This is a genomic window from Pseudomonas sp. PDM26 (genome assembly GCF_019219185.1).
Lineage (GTDB): Bacteria > Pseudomonadota > Gammaproteobacteria > Pseudomonadales > Pseudomonadaceae > Aquipseudomonas.
Window position 1 is genome coordinate 40920 of sequence record NZ_JAHUWC010000003.1, and the last position, 21011, is coordinate 61930.

Here is a 21011-nt window from a genome sequence, read left to right on the forward strand (position 1 = left end):
CCTGCATGACGTGGCGCACCCCGTGAACTGGCGCCCATTGGGCCGTATCGATAACCTTCTTCAGCCGCTGCAAATCAGCGGTCGGATGTGGAAGTCCGTTGGTTCAAGCCATCTACCAATGCCCCTAGTGCGCAAGTCGACATTTTTTATGTCAACATCGCCGCGTTTTGGCGGCTGTGCGCGGGAGCATTTTCGAGTGCACCGGGTTTTGGTGGATTGACCTGGACTTCCACACCTGCGTACAGCTGCCACCCTCATGTGGAAGTGAGATGGGTAGTTTTCTCAACAATCCCCAATGGTACTTCTTCATGAAAAAGCTAAGTCCGAATCCCCCGCAATCCCCATCCGACTCAGATGTCCCACTCTCCGACCTCACCGAACCCGCCGTCAGCGCTCGCTTGCGCAACCCCAAACACGCCGACCCGGTCAGCCACATCTTCACCATCCTCCCAAACGTCGACACCCCAACGCTGCTGTGCCACGCCTGTGAAACCCTCGCGTCCCTGAACGTGCTGGTCACCGATCTGGCCTGTAACCTGGAAAGCTCCAACCGCAATGTGGCGCTGTCGATTCAGCAATTGGCAGTGGTGGGTGAATTGTTGGTGAACCGCGCGCTGGACAATGTCGATCCGTCCGAAGGTGTGCCGATCAAGTAAAAAAGGCAACCTCTAGAGGTTAATGCCAGTCAGTTAAGGGATCGACCAGCGCTGATTAACCTGTGGCGAGGGAGCTTGCTCCCGCTGGGCAGCGAAGCGGCCCCAACAAATGGGCCTGCTGCGCAGTCCAGCGGGAGCAAGCTCCCTCGCCACAGGTTCGGTGTCTCGGCTTAACTGATCGGCATTAACCTCTAGAGGTCGCCGTTGTCTATGGACAAGGCAGCAAGGCTTATTGAGTCAGGGTACTCAATATCTGATGAGCGATCTTCACCCGCTCCGCATTGGGGTAATTCTTGTTGGCCAGCATCACAATGCCGATGTCCTTCGATGGCACGTACGCCACGTAAGCACCAAAGCCCCCGGTTGAACCGGTCTTGTTGATCAGCACGCTCTGCGGCTGCGCCTGCGGCGGGTTCAGCCATTGGGCCTTGTGCGCCTCCATGGCCATCGGCGTGGAGTTGCCGTCCAGCAGGCGATCCAGTGTGATCGGGTAGCGGTACATCTCCCAACCGAGGCCCTGGGTCATATCGCCCACGGTGTAGTAACCGCTATGAGTCAGGGCGATGGCTTGCTGCAACGGTTTTTCCAGGGACGCCGGCTTCATGTTCGCGCCGACATAGCGCAGCAAGTCCGCGGCGCTGGTTTTCACCCCGTACGCCTCGGAATCCAGCGCCCCCGGAGTGACCCGTACCGGTTTGCCGTCCCTGTTGTAGCCTTGGGCGTACAGCGCCATCTGATCCTGCGGCACGTGCACATAGGTATGCTGCAAGCCGAGTTTCGGCAGCAGGGTTTTCTCCATCAGCTCATCGAACGGCTGGCCCATGCTTTGCGCGGCGAGGTAGCCGAACAGGCCAAGACTGGGGTTTGAATACAGTCGGTGGCTGCCGGGGGTGTAGAGCGGTTTCCATTGTTGGTAGTAGCCGAGCATTGTGTCGGCCGAATCAGACTCGGCAGGGAATTGCAGTGGCAAGCCGCCAGCGCTGTAGGTGCCCAGTTGCAGCACGCTGATGTGGTCGAACGCGCTGCCGCGCAAGGCCGGCAGGACCTGGCTGGCCTTGTCCGACAGCGACAGCTTGCCGGTGGCCTGGGCGTAAGCGGCGAGGGTGGCGGTGAAGGTCTTGCTGACGGAGCCGATCTCGAACAGGGTGTCTTGCGTGACAGGGTTGCCGGTTTCTTTCGAGGCGACGCCATAGTTGAAGTAATGCGCCTGGCCTTTGAAGGTGACTGCCACGGCCATGCCCTGAATGCCCTGGGCTTGCATCACCGGTTGTACAGCGGCGTTCACCACTGTCTCGATTTGATCCTGCGCCACGCACTGGCCCGCGGCGAATAGCGCCATGCAAGCGGCGATGGTTTTCAGCCTGTCCATGTTGGTTGCATCCGTCGTTGATTCAGGTGCGCGCCATTCTAGGGGGAAAACCCTGTTTTTAAATCCGACCGCCCACAGGTGGGTCGGATTTATTGTTACAAGGTGCGCAACCGTCGATTCAACGCACCAGGCACGGCCGCTTGTTATCGAACTTCCAGTCCGGAATCAAAAACTGCATCGCCACGCTGTCATCCCGCGCCCCCAGGCCCATGCCTTTGTACAGTTCATGAGCTTTGGCGACCTGATCCATGTCCAGCTCGACCCCCAGCCCCGGTTTCTGCGGCACCTGCACGCAGCCGTCGACGATTTGCAGCGGAGCCTTGGTCAGGCGCTGGCCGTCCTGCCAGATCCAGTGGGTGTCGATGGCGGTGATTTCGCCCGGTGCGGCCGCTGCGACATGGGTGAACATCGCCAGGGAAATATCGAAGTGGTTGTTGGAGTGCGAACCCCAGGTCAGGCCCCATTCGTGGCACATCTGCGCCACGCGCACCGAGCCTTGCAGGGTCCAGAAGTGCGGGTCGGCCAGGGGAATGTCGACCGACTGCAACTGGATCGCGTGGCCCATCTCACGCCAGTCGGTGGCGATCATGTTGGTCGCGGTTTTCAGGCCCGTGGCGCGGCGGAATTCGGCCATGACTTCGCGTCCCGAGTAACCGTTTTCCGCCCCGCACGGGTCTTCGGCGTAGGCCAGCACGCGGTGCTGATCGCGGCACAGGCGGATGGCTTCTTTCAGTGACCAGGCACCATTCGGGTCGAGGGTGATGCGCGCATCGGGGAAGCGTTCGGCGAGGGCGGTGACCGCTTCGATTTCCGCGTCGCCGCTGAGCACGCCGCCCTTGAGCTTGAAGTCCTTGAAGCCGTAACGGGCATGGGCCGCCTCGGCCAGGCGCACCACCGCATCGGCGGTCATGGCTTTCTCGTGTCGTACGCGGAACCAGTCGTTGTCGGCGTCCGGTTCGCTGCGGTAGGCGAGGTCGGTTTCATTGCGATCACCGACATAAAACAGATAGCCGAGCATTTTCACTTCATCGCGTTGCTGGCCTTCGCCGAGCAGGGCGGCTACCGGCACGTCCAGATGCTGGCCGAGCAAATCGAGCAATGCGGCTTCAAGGCCAGTGACCGCATGGATGGTGATGCGCAGGTCGAAGGTCTGCAAACCGCGCCCACCGGCATCGCGGTCGGCGAAGGTCTGGCGCACCTGATTGAGGATCTTCTGGTAAGTGCCAATCGGGCTGCCGACCACCAGGCTGCGTGCGTCTTCGAGGGTCTGGCGAATGCGCTCGCCCCCCGGTACTTCGCCGACGCCGGTGTGGCCGGCGTTGTCCTTGAGGATCACGATGTTACGAGTGAAGAACGGCCCATGGGCGCCGCTCAGGTTGAGCAGCATGCCATCGTGGCCGGCGACCGGAACCACTTGCATGCTGGTGATGACCGGGGCTTTTGCGGTGTCTTGTGGGTTCATTTTCCAATCCTTAAAAGCTGAATTCAGGCGTGGTTGGGTGCAGCTTTGCTCTGCGCCACGGCGGGTGCGGGTTTCGGTGTGTTGCGGGCGGCAAACACGATGATGGCGGCGATGATCGAGGTCGCGGCCAGGCCGTACAGCCCGCCCTGAATCGAACCGGTGTTTGCTTCGAGCAGGCCGAAGGTGGTCGGCGCAACGAAGCCACCGAGGTTGCCCACCGAGTTGATCAGCGCGATGACGCCGGCGGCAATGCGCGCATCCAGGTAGGCCTGGGGAATCGGCCAGAACAGTGACGAGGCCGATTTGAAGCCCAGTGCGGCAAAGCAGATCGCAACGAAAGCGAACACTGGCCCGCCGGTGGTGGACATGAACATCCCGGCAGCGGCGATCAGCAGGGCGGCAGCAACCCAGGCTTGCTGGTGTTTCCATTTGGCCGACAGGGACGCGAAGGCATACATGCCGACAATCGACAGCAACCACGGAATCGAGTTGAACAGCCCGACCTGGATGTCGCTCAGGTCGCCCATCTTCTTGATGATGCTCGGCAGCCAGAACGTAGCGGCGTAGATGGTCAGCTGGATAAAGAAGTAGATCAGGCAGAACAGGATGATCTGGCGATCCTTGAGCAACTTGCCCAGTGACGGCTTGATCGGCGTCGCCGCTTCCCGGGCCAGCTGTTCGTCGTCGATGGCCTTGACCAGCGCGTCCTGTTCCTCGCGGCTCAGCCATTTGGCGTCATGGGGTCTGGAGTCCAGCCAGAACCAGACAAACACGCACAACCCCACCGAAAACATGCCCTCGATGAAGTACATCCACTGCCAGCCGTGCATGCCCAGGCCGCTGATTTGCAGGAGTAGCCCGGACAGCGGGCCGGAGATCAGCGAGGCAATCGCCGAGCCGCTGAGGAAAATCGCAATCGCCTTGCCACGCTCCACGCCGGGCAACCAGCGGGTGAAGTAGTAGATCACCCCGGGAAAGAACCCGGCTTCGGCCACGCCCAGCAGAAAACGCAGGATGTAGAAGTGGGTTTCGTTCTGGATGAACGCCATGCCTGCGGCGACCAGGCCCCAGGTCAGCATGATCCGCGTCAGCCAGATACGTGCGCCGACTTTCTGCAGAAGGATGTTGGAGGGCACTTCGAACAGTGCATAACCGATGAAGAACAGGCCTGCACCGAGGCCATAGGCGGCAGCGCCAATACCCAGGTCGTGTTCCATGTGGGCGCGGACGAAGCCGATGTTCACGCGATCGATGTAATTGACGATGAACATGATGACGAACAGCGGCAGGACGTGACGTTTGACTTTGGCGATGGCGGACTTCAGCGCTGAATTGGCGTCGTCGTGCATCGCGGAGATGGATGTATTCACTGCGTTTTCTCCCACTCGTTATTTTTATGCGGGGTAGGGCTGGGTGTTGCGATGTTGCTAGACATCATACAACTAGATTTTTTCTTCGTGCAACCCCGTTTGTTCAATGAAATGGCGCTTATTCAGCAAATTCTTATTCTGATGGCGCTGCTGGCTGACTATCGAAATGACTCGATATGGGCGTTTTGTTGAGTGTTGTCATACAAGCTGGGTGAAATTTTTACAGGATTCCCACCAGGCGCGGTGCTACGATTCGATAGCCCTGTGTTCCGGATATCTCCATGCAAGAAGACCTCGACGCGCCTGCCCGCAAGCGCACTCACAACCTGGCCCATGATCTGGTCGAAAAACTGACCCAGCGCATCCTGCTCGGCCAGATGTTGCCCGGCGACAAGTTGCCGTCGGAAAACACCATCGTTCAGGAGCACGGGGTCAGTCGCACGGTGGTGCGTGAGGCCATCTCGAAGTTGCAGGCCTCGGGGCTGGTGGAAACCCGGCACGGCATTGGCACGTTCGTGATCGAGCGCGCACCGGAGCAGGGGCTGCGGCTGAATGTCGATACGGCGTTGGGGGTGCGCAGCATTCTGGAGTTGCGCATGGGCCTGGAAACCCAGGCGGCGGCGCTGGCGGCAACGCGCCGCACCGATCTGCAACTGGCGCAGATGCGTGAAGCGCTGGATGACTATCAACGCCTGCTGGCCAACAACGACAGCTGTGTCGAAGCCGACCGGCGTTTTCATCTGCTGATCGCCGAAGCCACCGGCAACCTGTGCTTCACCGAGATCATGCAGCACTTGGGCAGTGCGATGATCCCGCGCACCCGGGTCAATGCCGCCGAGCGCGGCGCGGTGGACCTGAGCAAGCTCGGCCAGTTGGCCAACCTTGAGCACGAGGCGATCCTCAACGCCATCAAGCGCCAGGACCCGGACGCGGCGCGGGCGGCGATGTGGCTGCACCTGACTAACAGTCGCGACCGGTTTTCGGCCAGTTGATGGTCAGTGATTCCGAGTCATCGTTCATCGCGGGCAAGCCACGCTCCCACAGGTTCTGAGTCGTGCTCAAGAACCGCGGCAAACATAAGACCCTGTAGGAGCGAGCTTGCTCGCGATAGCGCCGGTCCTGACAGCGAAAAACTGGATCAGACCCTAATGCCGATCAGTTAAGCCGGAGGCACTGAACCCGTGGCGAGGGAGCTTGCTCCCGCTGGGCAGCGAAGCGGCCCCAACAAATGGGCCTGCTGCGCAGTCCAGCGGGAGCAAGCTCCCTCGCCACAGGTTAATCAGCGCTGGTCGATCCCTTAACTGATCGGCATTAGAATCAGACCCTGACAGCTTGAACAACCACAACCCGCCGCTCCAGATTCAACGCCAGCACACTCGCCAACACCACCAGCCCACCGACCACAATCATCAGCGTCGGCCGTTCGCCAAGCGCATAAGAAGCAATGACCATCGCCGTCGGCGGCGTCAGGTACAGCGTCATCGTCGCCCGGCTCAAGTCGACATGCGCCAGCACATAGGCCCAGGCCAGGTACGCCAGGGCACTGGGGAAAATCCCCAGTGCCAACACGGCGAACTGCACAGGCAGCGGCGCAATCGCGATTTGATCCATCAGGCCGGGCAGATAAATCAACAACAACACCGTCCCGGACCACACCGTGTAACACACCAGCGTCAGCCCGTCGTAACGCCCGGTGTGATGCTTTTGCAGGGCAAAGTAGAGGCTCCAGGACACCGCCGCCAACAGGATCAGCAAGCCGTGGGCGTCGAGGCTGCCCAGGCCATGATCGCCGGCCACCACAATCAGCACGCCAGACAACCCGAGCAGCACACAACCCCAGCGCCACAGGCTCACCTGATCCTTGAACACGAAACGCGCGATCAATGTGCTGAACAGCGGCGTGGTCTGGGCCAGGACGCTCGAAGCCCCAGCGCTGACACCTTGCTGGCCAAAGTTGATCGCCACGTGGTGCAGGCTCACGGCAAAGAAACCCAGGCCGAACATCAGCGGCAGATCGCGCAGGCTGGGCAGGCGGATACCCTTGAGTATCGCGATCACCGCCATGAACACGGAGGCCAGCAGAAAGCGCAGGAGCGCCAGGTGCACGGGGTCGTAGGCCTGCAGGCCGATATGGATGCCGGTCGGGGAATACCCCCAGCACGCCACGACAAACGCCATGGCCAGGATGATTTTCCAGGGTGAAACGGGGGAGGGAGTGAGCGGCGTCATGGTCGTGCACCTGTGGGCGGATGCACCGAGTATCAGAAAGCGCATCGTTCTCCACAACTGACTTATAATGCTCAAACCGTTCACTATGGGTGATGTATGGAGCTGGCACAGATTCGCATGTTCAAGACCGTGGCCGACGTCGGCAGCATCGCCCGCGCGGCCGAAGTGCTGCATTGCGTGCCGTCGAACATCACGGCACGGATCAAGGCTCTGGAGGTCGAGCTCGGCGTCGCGCTGTTTCTGCGTGAGGGTCGAGGGCTGCGCATCAGCCCGTCGGGGCAAACCTTCCTGGCCTACGCCTCGAAAATTCTTGCCCTCACCGCCGAGGCCAAGCGTGCGCTCGACCCGTCGGCCGAACCCTCCGGCCCCTTGCGCATCGGGGCCATCGAGTCGTCGGCCACTGGGCGTTTGCCGCGTCTGCTGGCGAAATTCCACAAGCGTTTTCCGCAGGTGGCGCTGGAGCTGACCACCGGCTCCTGGGGGCAGTTGCTCGACGACACACTCAATCACAAGCTCGACGGCGCCATCGTGGCGGTGGATGTCGAGCGTTCGCACCTCAAGCGCACGCCGATGTACCGCGAGGATTTATTGCTGATCGCCTCAACCTCCCTGGGGCCGCTGCGGGACATCAGCGACTTGCGGGACCAGACCGTATTCATGTGGCCACAGGGCTGTCCGTACCGGGCGGCGCTGGAGCATTGGTTGCTGCGACAGGGGCAGGCACTGCCGATTGTCAGCCTGGCCAGTTATGGCGCGATTGTCGGTTGCGTCAGCGCTGGGGCCGGGGTGGCACTGGTGCCCAAAGGCGTGTTCGACCAGTACGCCAAAGGTGCCGGGTGTGCGGGGTTTGAATTCCCCGAACTGACCGCCGTCGACAACCTGTTTTACTGGCACGAAAACGCCGGGGTGCACCCGGCGCGCGAGGCGTTCGTGGCGATGCTGCGCGAGGAGTTTGCCTGATTTGCACGCGTGGGAGCGAGCCGTTATGAGGCAATCAACTGCCGCAACACGTAATGCAAAATCCCTCCCGACTTGAAGTATTCCACTTCATTGAGCGTATCGATCCGGCACAGCACCTCGACCTTTTCCTGGCTGCCGTCTTCACGGGTGATGACCAGCGACAGGTTCATCCGTGGCGTCAGCTCGACGCCGGTCAAACCGAGGATGTCCAGGGTTTCACTGCCTTTGAGCTTCAGGCTCTTGCGGTTCTGATCCAGCTTGAACTGCAACGGCAGCACGCCCATACCCACCAGATTGGAGCGGTGAATCCGCTCGAAGCTTTCGGCGATGACCGCTTTCACCCCCAGCAGATTGGTGCCCTTGGCCGCCCAGTCGCGGCTCGATCCGGTGCCGTATTCCTGGCCGGCGATCACCACCAGCGGCGTGCCCGAAGCCTGATAGCGCATGGCGGCGTCGTAGATCGGCATTTTTTCCCCGGTGGGAATGTAGCGGGTGTTGCCGCCTTCCTCGCCGCCGAGCATTTCGTTGCGTATGCGGATGTTGGCGAAGGTGCCGCGCATCATCACTTCATGGTTGCCGCGCCGCGAGCCGTAGGAGTTGAAGTCCCGTGGCTCCACGCCTTTGTCGCGCAGGTATTGCCCTGCCGGGCTATCGGCCTTGATGTTGCCGGCCGGGGAAATGTGGTCGGTGGTCACCGAGTCGCCGAGCAGTGCGAGGACCCTGGCGCCGTTGACATCCTTGACCACTGGCGGCGGGCCGCCGATGTCGTCGAAGAACGGTGGGTGCTGGATGTAAGTCGAGTCGTCCTGCCAGACATAAGTCGCCGCCTGCGGAACCTTGATCGCCTGCCATTGCGCGTCTCCGGCAAACACTTCGGCGTATTCCTTGTGGAACATCGCGGTGTTGACCTGGTTCACCGCGTCGGCAATTTCTTTGCTGCTTGGCCAGATGTCCCGCAGGTAAACCGGTTTGCCGTCCTTGTCTTCGCCCAACGGCTCGCGGCTGAGATCGGTGCGCACCGTGCCCGCCAGCGCGTAGGCGACTACCAGCGGCGGGGAGGCCAGCCAGTTGGTTTTCACCAGCGGATGCACCCGGCCTTCGAAGTTGCGATTGCCTGAGAGCACCGATGCCACCGTGAGGTCGGCTTGCTGGATGGCTTTTTCGATGGGCTCTGGCAGCGGCCCGGAGTTGCCGATGCAGGTGGTGCAGCCATAGCCGACCAGGGCGAAGCCCAATTCATCGAGGTAATGGGTCAAACCGGCCGCCTTATAGTAGTCGGTGACCACTTTCGAGCCGGGGGCCAGCGAACTCTTCACCCAGGGTTTGCGTTTCAGGCCTTTTTCCACGGCCTTCTTCGCCAGCAGCCCAGCCGCCATCATCACGCTCGGGTTGGAAGTGTTGGTGCAGGAGGTGATCGCGGCAATCACCACCGCGCCGTTTTTCAGGCGATAGGTCTGGCCTTCGTAGTGGTAATCCGCTTCGCCGGCCAGATCGGCGTTGCCAACGGCGACGCCGCCGCCACCCTCGCTTTCCAGGCGGCCTTCTTCCTTGCTGGTGGGTTTGAATTGCAGGTCGACGAAGTCGCTGAAGGCTTGGGCAACATTCGGCAGCGATACCCTGTCCTGCGGGCGTTTCGGCCCTGCGAGGCTGGCTTCGACGCGGCCCATGTCCAGCGCCAGGCTGTCGGTGAACACCGGCTCCTGGCCAGGCAGGCGCCACAGGCCCTGGGCCTTGCTGTAGGCCTCGACCAGTTGCACCGTTTCCAGGGGGCGGCCGGACAGGCGCAGGTATTCCAGCGTGATGTCGTCCACCGGGAAGAAACCGCAGGTGGCGCCGTATTCCGGGGCCATGTTGGCGATGGTCGCGCGGTCGGCCAGCGGCAGGTCGGCGAGGCCATCGCCATAGAACTCGACGAATTTGCCCACCACACCTTTCTTGCGCAGCATCTGGGTCACGGTCAGCACCAGGTCGGTGGCGGTGATGCCTTCCTTGAGCTTGCCGGTGAGTTTGAAACCGATGACCTCCGGAATCAGCATCGACACCGGTTGCCCGAGCATCGCCGCTTCCGCCTCGATACCGCCGACGCCCCAGCCGAGCACGCCGAGGCCGTTGATCATGGTGGTGTGGGAGTCGGTGCCGACCAACGTATCGGGGAAGGCATAGGTGCGGCCGTCCTCGTCCTTGGTCCAGACCGTGCGACCGAGGTATTCAAGATTGACCTGGTGGCAGATCCCGGTGCCCGGTGGTACTACGCTGAAATTGTCAAAGGCACTCTGGCCCCAGCGCAGGAACGCATAACGCTCGCCATTGCGCTGCATTTCAATGTCGACGTTTTGCTCGAAGGCGCTGCTGCTGGCGAACTTGTCGACCATCACCGAGTGGTCGATCACCAGGTCTACCGGCGACAGCGGGTTGATCCGCTGTGGATTGCCGCCGGCCCTGGCCATCGCCGCACGCATCGCGGCCAGGTCGACCACGGCGGGAACGCCAGTGAAGTCTTGCATCAAGACCCGCGCCGGGCGGTACTGGATTTCGCGCTCGGAGCGACGCTCCTTGAGCCACGCGGCCAGTGCCTTGAGGTCGGCGCCGGTGACGGTTTTTTCGTCTTCCCAGCGCAGCAGGTTTTCCAGCAGGACTTTCAACGACATCGGCAACTTGTCCAGGTCGCCCAGGCTTTTGGCAGCTTGCGGCAGGCTGAAGTAGTGGTAGGTCTTGTTGCCGACTTGCAGGGTCTTGAGCGTTTTCAGGCTATCGAGGGACGGCATTACGATCACTCCTTTGAGTCCGCACGGTTACGGACTGAGGGGACGGGCAGAACATTAAACCTAGCCCTGTTTTAAGTAGCTGGCTAATAACTGGACTCTATGGACAGACCCCAGGTTCCGAAGTCAGCTATCATGCGCCGGTTTTCGTGACAGGCTTTGCTCCAACGCAAGCCTGGGCATCGCGCAGTGGCCGAAATTCCTCGCCATTGCCCAGGAGTAAGAATGAACACCCTATTCATGCATTGCCGGCCGGGCTTCGAAGGCGAAGTCTGTTCCGAGATTTCCGACCTCGCCGCGCGGTTGAACGTGGCCGGTTATGCCAAGGCCAAGGCCGCGACGGCTTGCGCCGAATTCGTCTGCACCGAAGAAGACGGCGCCGAGCGCCTGATGCGCGGGCAGCGCTTCGCCGAGCTGATCTTCCCGCGCCAGTGGGCCCGGGGGATTTTCATCGATCTGCCGGAAACCGACCGCATCAGCGTGATCCTCGCGCACATGGCGGACTTTCCGCTGTGCGGCAGCCTGTGGCTGGAAATGGTCGACACCAATGACGGCAAGGAGCTGTCGAACTTCTGCAAGAAATTCGAAGTGCACCTGCGCAAGGCGCTGATGGCCGCCGGCAAGCTGGTGGAAGACGCGCACAAGCCGCGCCTGTTGCTGACCTTCAAAAGCGGCCGCGAAGTGTTCATGGGCCTGGCCGAGTCGAACAACTCGGCCATGTGGCCAATGGGCATTCCGCGCCTGAAGTTTCCACGCGAAGCGCCGAGCCGTTCGACCCTCAAGCTGGAAGAGGCCTGGCACCACTTCATCCCGCGCGACCAGTGGGACGAGCGCCTGCACGGCGATATGACCGGCGTCGACCTCGGGGCCGCTCCCGGTGGCTGGACCTGGCAACTGGTCAACCGCGGCATGCTGGTGACCGCCATCGACAACGGTCCGATGGCCGAAAGCCTGATGGACACGGGGTTGGTGCAGCACTTGATGGCCGACGGTTTCACCTTCAAGCCCAAGCAACCGGTGGACTGGATGGTCTGCGACATCGTCGAGAAGCCGGCACGCAACGCCGCGATGCTGGAAGAGTGGATCGGCGATGGCCATTGCCGCGAGGCGGTGGTCAACCTCAAGCTGCCGATGAAACAGCGCTATGCCGAAGTGAAGCGTTTGCTCGAGCGCATTGCCGATGGCTTCAAGGCACGGGGCATCAAGGTCGAGATCGGCTGCAAGCAGCTGTACCACGACCGTGAGGAAGTGACGTGCCATTTGCGCCGGCTTGATGTGAAGAAGCCCAAGTCCCGCTGATGTCCATCCATGGCTTTTGTGGCGAGGGAGCTTGCTCCCGCTCGGCGGCGAAGCCGCCGCAAAATCTGTAGATGTGGTGTGCCAGACATAACCAATAGCTGACTTCAGGGCCGCTTCGCAGCCCAGCGGGAGCAAGCTCCCTCGCCACAAACCCGGCAATGCGCGACAATGCCGGCCAGTTTCAGGAGTGAATCATGAGTGAAATGCTTGATACGCCGGTAGACGGCACCCTCGACGCCACCGGCCTCAACTGCCCCGAGCCGGTGATGATGCTGCACCAGCACATCCGTGACCTGGTGCCCGGCGGTCTGCTCAAGGTGATCGCCACTGACCCGTCGACCCGTCGCGACATTCCCAAGTTCTGCGTGTTTCTCGACCATGAACTGGTGGCGCAGCACGAAGAGGCGGGTACCTACCTCTACTGGATTCGCAAGAAGTCCGGCTGATCAGCCCCCCCCTGTAGGAGCAGCCGGTGATGCGGTAATCAGTGCTGGCTCAGGCGAATCCGCCGGCGCGCACTGAGCGTCAGGCGGATCGACAGCATCAGCGCCGCACAGCTCAAGCCGGCAATCAGCCCTTCCCACAGCCCGCTCGGGCCGCTGGCCGGACCGAACCAATCGGTCAGTCCCAGCACGTAACCGACCGGCAGGCCGATGCCCCAATAGGCGAACAACGTCAGGATCATCGTCACCCGGGTGTCCTGGTATCCACGCAACGCGCCCGCGCAAATCACCTGGATGGCATCGGAAAACTGGTACAGCGCGGCGTAGACGATCAACATCGACGCAATCTGGATCACGTTCCTGTCAGGCGTGTAGATCGAGGCGATGGGTTCGCGCAGCAGCAGGATCAGGCTCGCCGAGAACGCCGCGAACACCAGTGCTGCGCCAAGCCCGACCTTCGCCGCGAAGCGCGCCTGCCAAGGGTTGCCGGCCCCCAGTGCCTGACCGACCCTCACGGTCACCGCCATGCCCAGCGAGTAAGGAATCATGAACAGCAACGAGCTGATGTTCAGGGCGATTTGATGCCCGGCCACCACGGTAGAGCCGAGACTACCGATCAATAGCGCGATGACCGCGAAGATGCTGGACTCGGCGAAGACGGCGATACCGATCGGCAGGCCAATGCCGACCAGGCGCTTGATCACGGCCCATTGCGGACGGTCGAAGCGCACCAGCACACGGGTGCGGGAATAGAAGGGCGCCCAGAACGTCCAGCCGGCCATGCTCAACGCCATGAACCACATCACGATGCCGCTGGCCCAGCCACAACCGACGCCGCCCAGGGCCGGTGCGCCGAAATGGCCATAGATCAACGTGTAGTTCAGCGGGATGTTCAGCAGCAGGCCGCACAAGCCGATGACCATGCTCGGGCGGGTGCGCCCCATGCCATCGCTGTAGCAGCGCAGTACGTAATAAAAAGCCATGCCCGGCAAACCGAAGGCGATCCCGTGCAGATAACCCATGCTTGGCTCGATCAATTGCGGATCGACTTTCATCCAGTGCAGGATCGGCTCGGCGCCGAGCAGCAGGCCACTGCCGATCAGCCCGACACACAGTGCCAGCCACAGCGCCTGGCGTACCAGCGGACCGATTTCGTCAAACTGCCCGGCGCCAAAGCGTTGCGCGACCTTGGGGGTGGTTGCCAACAAAACGCCGGACATCAACAGGTAGACCGGAATCCAGATCGAGTTGCCCAGGGCCACCGAGGCCAGGTCCCGTGGGCTGACGCGGCCGGCCATCACCGCATCGACGAAGCCCATGGCCGTGGTCGCCAGTTGCGCGATCATGATGGGCAGGGCCAGGTTGAGCAGGCCTTTGAGTTCCAGGCGAACGGGCGTCGTCCGCGCAGGCGCAATGGCGGCGGTATTCTCGATTGCAGGATTCAATAGCGAAACGTCCAAAAGGTTTTGATGCACAGGCGCGCATTCTACGCGTTGACGCGGCAGTCAGGAAAAGACCCGTGTTGTGGATTTGTAATCGGCATTTGAGTGCGAACCGATTCCTTGTGGCGAGGGGGCTTGCCCCCGTTGGGCTGCGCAGCGGCCCCAAAATCGTCCACCGCATTCTTCCAGGCGCACCGTGCAGACTGAATTCGCGACTGCTTCGCCGCCGGACGGGGGCAAGCCCCCTCGCCACAAGGAATGCGCAATGCTTACTGGCTCAGTACGGCCATCTACGCCTAAACTGCCGATCCGCCAAAGGAGCCTGCCATGCTGATTGTTGCCGACGAAAATATCCCCCTGCTCGATGCCTTCTTCGAAGGCTTCGGTGAAATCCGCCGGGTGCCGGGTCGTTCCATCGACCGTGCCACGGTCGAACAGGCCGATGTGCTGTTGGTGCGTTCGGTGACCAACGTCAATCGCGCGCTACTCGAAGGCAGCAAGGTGCGCTTTGTCGGTACGTGCACCATCGGCACCGATCATCTGGACCTGGATTACTTTCAGCAGGCCGGAATCACCTGGTCCAGCGCGCCGGGCTGCAATGCCCGCGGCGTGGTCGACTATGTGCTCGGCAGCTTGCTGACCCTGGCCGAAATCGAAGGTGTCGACCTGACCCGGCGTACCTACGGTGTAGTCGGTGCCGGCGAAGTGGGCGGGCGATTGGTCAAAGTCCTGCTGGGTCTGGGCTGGAAGGTGCTGGTGTGCGATCCGCCACGGCAGGCCGCTGAAGGCGGTGACTACGTCAGCCTCGAGCAGATCATCGAGGAGTGCGACGTCATCAGCCTGCACACGCCGCTGACCAGGCAGGGACAGCTGTCGACCTGGCATTTGTTCGATGAGAAACGCCTGAATCAGCTCAAGTCCGGCACCTGGCTGATCAATGCCAGTCGCGGACCGGTGGTGAACAACGCGGCCCTGCGCGACGTGCTGCTGCAGCGCGAAGACCTGCAAGCGGTGCTCGATGTGTGGGAAAGCGAGCCTGAAGTCGACGTGGCGCTGGCCGAGCTGTGCGTGTTGGCAACGCCGCACATTGCCGGTTACAGCCTCGACGGCAAGCAGCGGGGGACCGCGCAGATTTATCAGGCGTATTGCGATTTTCTCGGGCAACCGGCCCGCGTCAGCCTGAGCGATTTGCTGCCGGCACCGTGGCTGTCGCACGTGACCCTGAATGCGCAAAGCGACCCGGCCTGGGCCTTGGCGATGCTGTGCCGTGGCGTATATGACCCGCGTCGTGACGATGCGGATTTCCGTCGCAGCCTGGTCGGCAGTGTCGGCGAGCAGCGTGCGGCATTCGATAGGCTGCGCAAGCATTACCCGTTGCGCCGGGAGATCGACGGATTGCAGGTGCGGATCGAGGGGGATGCGCCAGAGCTGCAGAGGATAGTGGCGGCGTTGGGGGCGACGGCAATCTGATAGACCGTGGCGGGTTGGATCAAGCAGACATAAAAAACCCGGCCAACCATGGGCCGGGTCAAGAAGACTGTGGCTATATCACTTTTGTTCGGCAGGTTTGACCAATCGCTTTTCCAGTTCGCGGCAAGCTTTCTGGATCATTTTTTCAGTGATCGGTACTTCGCGACCCTGCTCGTCGATAATCGAGCAACCCAGAGACTGGTCCGGTTGCGTGCGGATCACTTGAATCTTGTCATCGCTGCTGTGTTGCAAGGACATGGCCTGTCTCCTCATCAGGTTGTGTGCTTACTGTAGAACCGCCAGGTGACCGGGCTATGACAACTCCCTGCGATCTTTCCGGGCGGACAGCACAAGTCCACCAGAAATGCCGGCACGTGGCTAGCCGAACTTTAGACCAATAGCGTCTAGCCTCTAGTGTTGGTGGACATAATTAACCTGACTCATTGTGATTTGCAGCGAGCCACCCCATTGAGCGGTGTAGGCTGACCCTAAAATGACTGCTTTGTCCTGGATGATTGCGATGCTCTCTGCCCGTCACCGCCGTGCTGTTCGCCTGGCCCGTCGTTTCATCGCGCCGTATCGCTGGCAGGCCTTTGGCGCCTTGCTGGCGCTGATCGCCACCGCCGGCATCACCTTGTCCATGGGGCAGGGCATTCGCCTGCTGGTGGACCAGGGGTTCATGACCCAGTCACCGCATCTGCTCAATCAGTCCATCACACTGTTCATGTTGCTGGTCATGGGGCTGGCAATCGGTACGTTTGCGCGGTTTTACCTGGTGTCGTGGATCGGTGAACGCTGCGTCGCCGATATCCGGCGCAACGTGTTCAATCATCTGATTTACCTGCACCCGGGGTTTTACGAAGACAATCGCAGCTCCGAAATCCAGTCCCGCCTGACCGCCGACACCACGCTGCTGCAATCGGTCATCGGTTCTTCGCTGTCGTTGTTCCTGCGCAATCTATTGATGGTGATCGGCGGGATCGTCCTGTTGTTCATCACCAACCCCAAACTCACCAGCATCGTGGTGGTGGCCTTGCCTTTGGTGATCGCGCCGATCCTGATCTTCGGCCGTCGGGTGCGTAACCTCTCGCGCCTGAGTCAGGACCGGATTGCCGACATCGGCAGCTATGTTTCCGAAACCCTGGGCCAGATCAAGACCGTGCAGGCCTACAACCATCAGGCCGAGGACGAGCGCCGGTTTGCCGTGACCGTGGAGGAGGCGTTCAACACCGCGCGCAAGCGCATCTTCCAGCGGGCCTGGCTGATTACCCTGGTGATCGTCTTGGTATTGGGCGCGGTCGGGGTGATGCTCTGGGTCGGCGGCATGGACGTCATCGCCGGGCGAATTTCCGCCGGCGAGCTGGCGGCGTTCGTGTTCTATAGCCTGATCGTCGGCAGCGCGTTTGGCACCTTGAGCGAAGTGATTGGCGAATTGCAGCGGGCCGCCGGCGCGGCCGAGCGGATTGCCGAGTTGCTGCGTTCGCAAAACATCATCCTGCCGCCGGTGGCAGGCGCGGTGACACTGCCGGACCGAGTCGACGGCCAACTGCAACTGCAAAATGTGCGTTTTTCCTACCCGTCGCGACCGCAAAGTTATGCCGTCGACGGGTTGAACCTGACCGTCAATGCCGGTGAGACGCTGGCGCTGGTCGGGCCATCGGGGGCCGGAAAATCGACGGTGTATGACTTGCTGCTGCGTTTTTACGACCCGACCGAGGGGCGCATCCTGCTCGATGGCGTGCCGTTGACTCAGCTCGATCCGCTGGACCTGCGTCGCTGTTTCGCCCTGGTGTCGCAAACCCCGGCACTGTTTTTCGGCAGCATTGAAGAAAACATTCGCTACGGCAGTCCGAAGGCGACTTCGGCCGAGGTACAGGAAGCGGCAAAAATCGCTTATGCCCATGACTTTATCGAAGCCATGCCCAACGGTTACCAGACTCATCTGGGGGACGCTGGTCTCGGTTTGTCCGGTGGTCAGCGCCAACGCCTGGCCATCGCCCGCGCGTTGCTGGTGGATGCCCCGATCCTGCTCCTCGACGAAGCCACCAGCGCCCTCGACGCCCAGAGTGAACACCTGATCCAGCAGGCGCTGCCGAGCCTGATGAAAAACCGTACCACCCTGGTGATCGCCCATCGCCTGGCCACGGTGAAAAACGCCGACCGAATCGCGGTGATGGACCAGGGGAAACTGGTGGCGGTGGGCACGCATCAGGAGCTGATTGCCAGCAATGCGTTGTATGCGCGGTTGGCGGCGTTGCAGTTCAGTGATGGGCATGAAGCGGCATGAATGATTACTGATGAATGACGCCCGGTTCGGGCATTATGTCGTCCTCTGTCATGAGCCCGGATGAGGATATGAGCCGTTATCAACCACCGTTGACCTTGACGACAAAAATGTTGTCGCTGATCGCAGATATCAGCGAGCAGATCGGTCAGCTTACGGCGATGGACGAACGCCTGCAGACGCCTCAGTTACGTCGTGGCAATCGGATTCGAACGATTCAGGCTTCTTTGGCCATCGAAAATAATACGCTGAGCATCGACCAGGTGACTGCCGTTCTGGCGGGGCATCGTGTGCTGGGGTTGCCTCGGGAAATCCAGGAAGTACGAAATGCGTTTGCTGCTTACGAAGCCATGCCTGACTGGCGGCCAAGCAGCCGGGCCGATTTACTGCGTGCCCATGAATTGCTGATGGGCGGATTGATTGATGATTTCGGGCAGTTTCGTCGATCCGGCGTGGGTATCTATCGTGGCGATAAGTTGCTCCATATGGCGCCGCCGCCGAGTCGCGTTTTGCACTTGATCGACGACTTGTTGGCGTGGCTGGGTGCCTCGGATTGGCATCCGCTGATTACCAGCTGCGTCTTTCATTATGAGTTCGAGTTCATCCATCCCTTCGCAGACGGTAACGGACGTATGGGACGCCTTTGGCAAACCCTGATACTCAGTCAGTGGCGCCCGGCATTGTCGTATTTGCCGGTTGAGGCGGTGATTCGGGATCAGCAGGAGGCGTACTACGCGGCATTGTCGGCGGCCGATCAATTGGCCGAATCAACGCCTTTCGTAGAGTTCATGTTGCAAGCCATGAGCGTTGCACTTTCGGAGGCAGTAAGGGGTGAGCCAGAAATCGACCCAGTAACCGACCCAGTAACCGACCCAGTAGAGAAGTTGCTTTCTGTGCTGAATGTTAACGGCCCACGAAAGATCAGCGAATTGATGGCTGACATCGGATTGGTGCACAAGGCGACGTTTCGGGCTAACTATCTCAGGCCGGCATTAGCGGTCGAATGGATAGAGATGACCCACCCCGAATCGCCAAGTAGTCCAGCACAAAAGTATCGCCTGACCCAGCTTGGAAAACAGGTCTTCGCGCAGCTCAAATCGGCGAAGAAACACTGAGTAATATAAAAGCCCGCATCTGCGATGCGGGCTTTTTTTGCGGGTCGATTTGAATCATTGATCGTCGAAAAACCGCTCATGCCAATCCACGATCGGCTGTGGCGCATTGAGCTTCTGACCGTAGATCACCGAGTACGACAACACGTTTTGCACGTACTGGCGTGTTTCGTCGAACGGGATGCTTTCCACCCACACGTCGAAACTCAGGTGGTCCGCACCACGCAGCCATTGGCGTACGCGGCCGGGGCCGGCGTTGTAGGCGGCGGAGGCGAGGACGCGGTTGCCGTTGAACTGGCTGTGCACCTGGCTCAGGTAGGCGGCACCGAGCTGGATGTTCTTGTCCGGATTCAGCAGTTGCTGTGGCGAGCTATAGGGAATACTGAACTTGCGTGCGGTTTCCTTGGCGGTGGCGGGCATCAGTTGCATCAGGCCCGAGGCGCCGACCCCGGAGCGGGCGTCGTCCATGAACGCACTTTCCTGGCGGGTGATGGCGAACGCCCAGCTCGGATGCAGGCCGCGGCTCTTCGCTTCACGCACCAGGGTCTCGCGGTGGGCCATCGGGAAGCGGATATCCAGGTCATCCCAATACTGCGCCTGGCTGATGGTGCGGATCGCCGGGAAGTACCATTTCAGGTCGTAGGCCAGTTTGGCCTGGGCGACCATTTCGTCGCGGCTGAAGTGACGGCTGACGTAGTACCACTCACGGCGGCCATCGACGATCTGCCCGCGGGCGTGCAGTTCCAGGGCGCGGCGCACGCCGGGCGTGTTACGCACCTTGTTGATGGTGGCCTGACTGAGCACCAGCGGCTTGTTGAGCAAAGAGTAGGGCGACTGCGAGCGATCGGCGGCGAGGAAACCATAGAAGTCGCGTTCGCGGGCCAGGCTTTTATAGAGCGTCTGCGCTTCCGGATTCTGCGGTTGCGCCAGTTCCAGGCTGCGGGCCTGCCAGTAACGCCAGCGGTTGGTGGTGGCCAGGTCCTGGGGCAGGCGGCGGGTCAACTGATAGGCGTCGTCCCAGCGCGCCAGGCGCAGGAGCAGGCGCAAGCGCCATTCGGAAACGGTGTTGTCGCGCAGCTCGGGGTCGTATTTGGTCATGACATCCAGCGCACGGCTGTCGAAGCGTCGTGCGAGGGTCAGACCGATTTCCCGGGCGATCGCCACCTTTTCATCCCGGGAGAAGTGCATGCTACTGGCGTAACCGTCGAGCAGGTCCATGGCCTTGTCCGGGTCCTGGCGAGCCAGGCGGCGCAGGCCGAGGCTGACCACATCGGACATGGCTTCGTCGGCCGGGGTGAAGCGAGACGACTGGTTGAGCAGTTCCGGTTTCTGCGCGACGTCCACCAGCAAGCGACCGCGAGGGGCGAGGGTGGTCATGCCGTTGATCAGGCTGTTGGCCAGCGGGTAGTTGCGCGCCTGGGCGGCGAGTTTGGTGCGCTCCCAGCGTTTTTGTTCGGTCAACTGACCCTCGGCGGCCCATATGCCGAACAGCGTGTCACAGGCTTCGGGTTGGGATTTGCCGGTCAGCCAGAGTTTTTCGGCGTTGGCATTACCTTCGGCCTTGAGATTGTGGCTGAGCTGGTACTGCGCATTCAGGCAGTCCAGTTCGGTGAAGTTCATTTTCGGGTCGTAATACTTGACGAAGGTCGCCCAGTCGCCCCGATCCGCCAGCCAGCGCAACCAGCGCAGTTTCATCCAGTTGGCCTGGGGCAGGTCGCCGTGTTCGGCGAGGAATTTCTCGATTTCGGCGTTGCTCGCGGTTTTCAGTCGCGCGGTCAGTTCGTCGTAGGCCAGGTAGGGTTCCAGCGGATAATCGGCGAGGGCCTGGCTGTAACGGAAATACGGGCCACTGTCGCCCTTGGCCAGTGCGCGTTTGGCTTCATCGTAATACTGGCGTTGGGTGGACAGGTCCACCGCCTGGGCGGATTGGACGGCAGCGGCAGACAGTAAAAAAACAGATAAAAGATTGAAAAGGCGACTGCGCATGAGACGTCCGGGCAGAGAAAAATCATGACAAGCGCGGGCCAGGCCCGCACTGAATTGTCTGTAGCTTAGCCTTTTGCCAGCAGCCGGTGAAAGCTTTGCGGGTCTGAGCGCATCAGTTCGCAACATTTGTCGTTCAGAGTGCTGCGACAGTGAAATTGCCGGCCTTC

At 61.1% G+C, this 21011-nt stretch carries 16 protein-coding genes; 8 read left to right on the top strand and 8 right to left on the bottom strand.

The annotated features are described in order from the left end of the window. The first annotated feature begins 308 nt into the window (after positions 1-308). Complete coding sequence (locus tag KW849_RS07225; protein ID WP_218428784.1) at positions 309-656, top strand: DUF6124 family protein; 348 nt, start codon at positions 309-311, stop codon at positions 654-656. A 229-nt stretch (positions 657-885) separates the two neighbouring features. Here the strand turns inward: KW849_RS07225 and ampC are convergent, their stop codons facing one another. The 3 genes from ampC to KW849_RS07240 form a co-directional block, all read right to left on the bottom strand. Beyond that, positions 886-1995, bottom strand: a complete 1110-nt coding sequence (gene ampC / locus KW849_RS07230) for a class C beta-lactamase (RefSeq protein WP_371319127.1) — start codon at positions 1993-1995, stop codon at positions 886-888. Positions 1996-2143: 148 nt separating this feature from the next. Then, positions 2144-3487, bottom strand: a complete 1344-nt coding sequence (gene gudD, locus KW849_RS07235; protein ID WP_218428786.1) for a glucarate dehydratase — start codon at positions 3485-3487, stop codon at positions 2144-2146. A 23-nt stretch (positions 3488-3510) separates the two neighbouring features. Continuing rightward, complete coding sequence (locus KW849_RS07240) at positions 3511-4857, bottom strand: MFS transporter (RefSeq protein ID WP_218428787.1); 1347 nt, start codon at positions 4855-4857, stop codon at positions 3511-3513. A gap of 281 nt (positions 4858-5138) precedes the next feature. Here KW849_RS07240 and KW849_RS07245 point away from each other — a divergent pair, with 281 nt between their 5' ends. Continuing rightward, complete coding sequence (locus KW849_RS07245) at positions 5139-5849, top strand: FadR/GntR family transcriptional regulator (protein ID WP_218428788.1); 711 nt, start codon at positions 5139-5141, stop codon at positions 5847-5849. Between the two features lie 325 nt (positions 5850-6174). Here KW849_RS07245 and KW849_RS07250 read toward each other — a convergent pair whose 3' ends face one another. Continuing rightward, positions 6175-7086 (bottom strand): DMT family transporter, encoded by a 912-nt coding sequence (locus tag KW849_RS07250; RefSeq protein WP_218428789.1) that lies wholly within the window; start codon positions 7084-7086, stop codon positions 6175-6177. Positions 7087-7182: 96 nt separating this feature from the next. Between KW849_RS07250 and KW849_RS07255 the strand changes: the two genes are divergently transcribed. Continuing rightward, positions 7183-8046 (top strand): LysR substrate-binding domain-containing protein, encoded by an 864-nt coding sequence (locus KW849_RS07255; protein WP_218428790.1) that lies wholly within the window; start codon positions 7183-7185, stop codon positions 8044-8046. 23 nt (positions 8047-8069) lie between these two features. Here KW849_RS07255 and acnA read toward each other — a convergent pair whose 3' ends face one another. Beyond that, positions 8070-10811 (bottom strand): aconitate hydratase AcnA, encoded by a 2742-nt coding sequence (acnA, locus tag KW849_RS07260; protein ID WP_218428791.1) that lies wholly within the window; start codon positions 10809-10811, stop codon positions 8070-8072. A gap of 222 nt (positions 10812-11033) precedes the next feature. On the opposite strand from acnA, the gene rlmM reads away from it, so the two are divergent. Together rlmM and tusA are read left to right on the top strand one after the other, a co-directional pair. Further along, complete coding sequence (rlmM, locus tag KW849_RS07265) at positions 11034-12107, top strand: 23S rRNA (cytidine(2498)-2'-O)-methyltransferase RlmM (RefSeq protein WP_057715663.1); 1074 nt, start codon at positions 11034-11036, stop codon at positions 12105-12107. Positions 12108-12301: 194 nt separating this feature from the next. Next, positions 12302-12553, top strand: coding sequence for a sulfurtransferase TusA (gene tusA / locus KW849_RS07270; protein WP_007987255.1), 252 nt, complete (start codon positions 12302-12304; stop codon positions 12551-12553). Positions 12554-12591: 38 nt separating this feature from the next. Here tusA and KW849_RS07275 read toward each other — a convergent pair whose 3' ends face one another. Continuing rightward, positions 12592-13995 (bottom strand): MATE family efflux transporter, encoded by a 1404-nt coding sequence (locus tag KW849_RS07275; protein WP_218428792.1) that lies wholly within the window; start codon positions 13993-13995, stop codon positions 12592-12594. Between the two features lie 324 nt (positions 13996-14319). On the opposite strand from KW849_RS07275, the gene pdxB reads away from it, so the two are divergent. Next, a complete protein-coding gene (pdxB, locus tag KW849_RS07280; RefSeq protein WP_218428793.1) occupies positions 14320-15462 on the top strand; it encodes a 4-phosphoerythronate dehydrogenase PdxB in 1143 nt (380 codons plus the stop codon). Between the two features lie 78 nt (positions 15463-15540). Here the strand turns inward: pdxB and KW849_RS07285 are convergent, their stop codons facing one another. Continuing rightward, positions 15541-15720, bottom strand: a complete 180-nt coding sequence (locus KW849_RS07285) for a PA1571 family protein (RefSeq protein ID WP_218428794.1) — start codon at positions 15718-15720, stop codon at positions 15541-15543. A 253-nt stretch (positions 15721-15973) separates the two neighbouring features. Between KW849_RS07285 and KW849_RS07290 the strand changes: the two genes are divergently transcribed. Both KW849_RS07290 and KW849_RS07295 read left to right on the top strand, forming a co-directional pair. Next, positions 15974-17749, top strand: coding sequence for an ABC transporter transmembrane domain-containing protein (locus tag KW849_RS07290; protein WP_218429126.1), 1776 nt, complete (start codon positions 15974-15976; stop codon positions 17747-17749). Positions 17750-17817: 68 nt separating this feature from the next. Then, on the top strand, positions 17818-18861 hold the full coding sequence (locus KW849_RS07295; RefSeq protein WP_218428795.1) for a Fic family protein: 1044 nt from the start codon (positions 17818-17820) through the stop codon (positions 18859-18861). Positions 18862-18915: 54 nt separating this feature from the next. On the opposite strand, the gene KW849_RS07300 is transcribed toward KW849_RS07295, so the two are convergent. Next, the gene (locus KW849_RS07300; protein WP_218428796.1) at positions 18916-20844 is read right to left on the bottom strand and encodes a transglycosylase SLT domain-containing protein; all 1929 of its coding nucleotides are present in this window, start codon (positions 20842-20844) and stop codon (positions 18916-18918) included. Positions 20845-21011 lie beyond the last annotated feature (167 nt).